The 4,556-nt window shown below is 54.6% G+C and carries 3 protein-coding genes; all 3 read left to right on the forward strand.

All coding sequences use genetic code 11. The features are described from left to right. The first annotated feature begins 247 nt into the window (after positions 1–247). The 3 genes from LAP85_29595 to LAP85_29605 all read left to right on the forward strand — a co-directional run bounded on the left by LAP85_29595 (position 248) and on the right by LAP85_29605 (position 4,161). On the forward strand, positions 248–1,438 hold the full coding sequence (locus LAP85_29595; protein MBZ5500565.1) for a tetratricopeptide repeat protein: 1,191 nt from the start codon (positions 248–250) through the stop codon (positions 1,436–1,438). 624 nt (positions 1,439–2,062) lie between these two features. Beyond that, entirely contained in the window at positions 2,063–2,512 is a 450-nt protein-coding gene (locus LAP85_29600) for an RDD family protein (GenBank protein MBZ5500566.1), read from the forward strand. 359 nt (positions 2,513–2,871) lie between these two features. Then, positions 2,872–4,161, forward strand: coding sequence for an amidohydrolase family protein (locus LAP85_29605; protein ID MBZ5500567.1), 1,290 nt, complete (start codon positions 2,872–2,874; stop codon positions 4,159–4,161). Positions 4,162–4,556: the final 395 nt, after the last annotated feature.

The raw sequence follows: 4,556 nt of genomic DNA on the forward strand, positions 1-4,556 counted from the left end.
GGTATGCACTATCGTTACAGATAAGTATTCGATATCGCTAACGATTCGAGGCTCAAAACGGCCCGGCTGCCCGATTTCAGGGCAATGCGGCTGGACGCGTTAGTCATTTCCAGTACCGTGGAAATCGAGGCTAGGCAAGGAAAAGGAAGCCATTGAGGCCTATCTGGCGGCACTTAAACACGACCCCGATTTCGGCCGCGCGTATGCAGGTTTAGCCGCCACCTACTATGCCCAAGGGGAAATCCCGTTGGCTGAAAGATTCTACAAGGATGCCCTGAACCGGATCGAGCAGATGACGGACCGGGAAAAACACAGGACTCGCGGAGGGTACTATCTCTTCAAGCAAAACTACAAGCTGGCAACCGAGGAATATGCCGCCCTGGTAAAGGAACATCCGAAAGATATGGCAGGGCACACCAATCTGGCTTTGGCATATTTCATGGCCTACAAAATGGAGGATGCTTTCCAGGAAGGCCTGCGTGCTATCGAGATCGATCCCGAAAATCTCGATTATCGCTATAACCAAAGCTGGTATGCGCTTGCCTCCGGCAACCTTGACAGCGCCACTAAGGAGGCGCGCAAGACGCTCCAAATCGATCCCTCGTACGCCAAGGCATTTGTGGTTCTTGCCCTCACGGAGTTGGCGAGAAACCGGTCTGACGAGGCCATGAAAATCTATCGGCAGCTTGAGGTCTTAGGTCCCCTAGGCGCATCCCTGTCTGCCTCCGGGCTGGCCGACCTCGCCATATATGAAGGCCGGCTGAACGATGCCCTGACAATCCTCGAGAAGGGTATCGCCGCTGACCTTGCAAAGAATTTCAATTACCGAGCTGCTGACAAATCCATCATGGTCGCGCAGACCCGTCTGCGCCAGGGCAAGAAAGTTGCGGCCGAAAAAGCAGCGGACCAGGCAATCAAGGCGAATCGCAGAGAAGAGATCTTATTCGCCGCCGCCCAGGTCTATGTCGAAGCGGGCGCCGGGGATAAGGCCCAAGTTATCGCGCAGACCCTGGACAAAAGCATTCAGGATATTCATCAGGCTTATGGCAAACTGATTGAAGGCAGTATGGCTCTTAAGAGAGGAATTCCAATCCAGGCCCTGAAGTCCTTTCAGGACGCGCAGGTCACGGTGGATACCTGGCTGGGACGATTTTCTCTGGGACGCACCTATCTTGAGGCAGGAGCCTTTCCAGAAGCCTGTTCGGAATTCGAGAAATGCGAAAAGCGGATGGGCGAGACGACGTCCATTTTCCTGAATGATCTCCCGAGTTATCGATATCTGGATGAGTTTTATTACTATCTCGGTCGCGCGCAAGAAGGCCAAGGGGGCAAGAACGCCGCCAGGAGATCCTATCAAAAATTCCTCGACCTCAAGTCGAAAGCTGATAAAGACGACTCACTAATTGCCGATGCCAGAAGAAGGCTGAATTCACTCTGAATTCACCAAGGGGCAACCTATATCAGCGAATCGCAACATGGACGAACAGGTATTTTCCTGAGCTGGCGTCCCTGACACGTGCGCCGGACAGAGTAAGTCTGCAAAAATTCCAGGCTCGCAACGCCCTCTTCTCTCATCCTTTTCCATAAGTCCCGATGTTTGAGGTTTTGCCGCTATTGCTTCGGGCCACTTGCCTCATAAGTCGGTAAACCGGAGAAGTGACTTGAATTAGACCTCCAAGAAACGAGCATCAATGTATCTATGGTTCCAACTGGTATACCGGGCCAGCGGGCGCTGGCACATATCTTGACCCGATCAATCGAAAGGAACAAGCATCGAGCGCGGTGCAAAAGCGTTAACCCAGATCGGGATCGAGGATCTTTCTGTCACGCGCGCTTCGGCTCCCGGAGTGTTTTATGAAAGTGAAGGAATGAGCGAGGGACCGCTTGCTGAGGATCTACGCCGCCGATTGGCTGACCCGAGCCCCCTCTTCAGCACTGCGCCCTACCTTTTGCTATTGGTGGGCTGTCCCCGGTCTCCGATGAATATAGTTCCGTACTGTGATAGGCTGTGTGTCTACAGGCTGCGTCCTGTGGAGTGTATGACGCATCAAGTGACGAAAACATGAACCTTGATAACGTCCGTTATGCCGGATTGGCGGCGCGATTTGCCGCCCTGTTCGTTGATCTGCTGGTATTCTGCGCGTTCTTCTTCCCGATCACGCGCCTGGTGAAGGGCGTGTGGCTGATGGCCCCGACCGATCACCGCTGGAGCTCCGGGCTGTTCATCTCCGATCCGATCTGCATCGTGTTTTTCATCGTGATAATTTTGTACTACGTGCTGCTGGAAGGCTTGTTTGGCCAGACGGTGGGCAAATGGGTGCTCGGCCTGCGGGTGATCGCGGTGGGTGGGGGCAGGCCCGGGATCAAGAGGGCTGTGCTCCGCAACGTGCTGCGGGCGGTGGACAGCCTGCCTGCCTTTAACATTCTGGGCGTGCTGCTGATCCTGCGCTCGCCGGAGCGGGCTCGCGTGGGCGACCGGTGGGCCTGGACGCGCGTCGTTCATGTGCGCTAGACGAAAAAGCATCTGAGCCGGTAACTATAGAGCCGGTTATGCCACAAAACCCATAGTCACTTGCTTGAGTTGTCGGTATCTCGTCCGAGTGGCTGGTCACCGGTCAACTTCCCACATGCCCGTTTTCTGGGGAGCTTGCCATTTTTCGAGTGCCCGATATTCACATAAGCACTGCAGATTCAGATATCAAAAGACGCATAAAGCGGCTTATAATCACAACAACGTTTGATTGCAGTGCCCGCATAGCCAACGGAGACATGCTCCATGATTGGCAAGAGCATCTCGCACTAAGATCCGATAGATAGGCCACATGTTTGGGGCAGCTTCATTACATGCGTGCCATTCCAAGGAGTGTCGCTATGAAGCCCATGAGATTCGCGATTCTGCTTACGCTTGCTGTCGGCGTGTTCTTTACTACGGCACTTTGCCAAACCGTTGCCATTCGCGCAGGGCGCATGATTGATGGATACAGCGACAGAGCATTCGAGGGGGTTACCATTCTGGTGGAGAAGAACAAGATCGTAAAGATCGGCAAAGAAATTCCCGTGCCCGCACAAGCCGCAGTGATCGATCTTGGTGCCAACACCGTTCTGCCGGGCTTTATCGACGCGCATACCCATATAATGGCGACGGGCAGCGACGATTACGGGGCGGAACTATACAAAAACTCCATCCCGTTCAGGACTCTTTGTGCGGCGTCCTCAGCATGGAAAGCCCTGTTGCGCGGATTTACCGCTATGCGGGACGTCGAGAGCGAAGGCGCGATGTATGCCGATGTCGATCTGAAAAAAGCCATCGACCGGGGTATAGTTCCCGAACCGCGGCTTTGGGTCTCGACGCGGGGCTTGAACACCCCGGGGCGATATATGCCCGACGACTATTCCTGGGAACTTGCCCTGCCGAAGGGTGTGCAAATGGTTACTGGTGTCGAAGAGTGTCTAAGAGCCGTGCGGGAGCAGGTGGCAAATGGGGCCGACTGGATCAAGATTTACGCGGATTGGCAGCCTTACCGCGTCACCCAAGACGGCAAAATCTCGGCCCTACCTAATTTCACTCAGGATGAGATGGCGGTCATGGTCCGCGAAGCTCACCGCTTGGGGCGTAAGACGGCGGTCCATGCCGTAGGTCATGAAGCAATAAAGTCCGCTCTGGATGCCGGGGCCGACAGCATCGAACATGGAGATGGCTTCACGGAAGAGCTTTTAACCCAGGCAAAAAACCAAGGCGCATATTGGTGCCCTACCCTGTCGGTCTACGAATACTACAATGCCAGAAGCGAAGCTTCCCCCTTACGCAGGACGCTGGAACTGGAGTACCAAGCGTTGAACCGGGCACGGGCTATGGGAGTGAAGGTCGTTTTGGGGACCGACGCTGGGTCGATGCCCTGGGAAGTCAATCAGGCGATGGATTTCGAATTCCTTGTCAGAAAGGGCGGGTTCTCGCCGATGGACGCGATAAAAGCGGGGACGTCGGTGGCCGCAGAATTGCTGGATCAATCCAATCAGATCGGGAGTCTGAAGCCCGGCATGCTGGCTGACATCGTGGCCGTCTCCGACAATCCGCTCGAAGATATAACGACTCTCCAGCGAGTCACGTTCGTGATGAAGGATGGAACGGTAATTCGCAACGGTTCACTGCTACTGCGTTAGATCAGACTTGTATGGGCGGTGCAAGCGCCATTGTTCGTTCTGAGCACGGCAGGATCTTGAGTTCGACACTCTTTGTTCCTCCCACGGCATCATGCGGATCGTGGCAACGAACGTTGGTCAGAACCGCAAAGGGAGCCGGTATGCAAGAAAGTCTGAGCGAAGCAACCGCGCTAGAAGCGTGCCTGTGACAATTCTTGCGAAGTCGCGATATGGAATGTTACAGTAAGTGGCAATCGCCTTCGGTCACATGGCTGTGTAGTGGTAAGCCTTCATCGGAAATGCCACGGCGCAGAAATCCGCGATAACAAAGGAACCAGAACTTGCCGGGGCATTTCCGATAAGGTCACTTGAAGGAAGCCGCTGTTGCTTGCGGCGGACGCCTATGGGTATTGAAT

The sequence above is a fragment of the Terriglobia bacterium genome (assembly GCA_020072565.1).
In the GTDB taxonomy this organism is placed as follows: Bacteria; Acidobacteriota; UBA6911; order UBA6911; family UBA6911; genus JAFNAG01.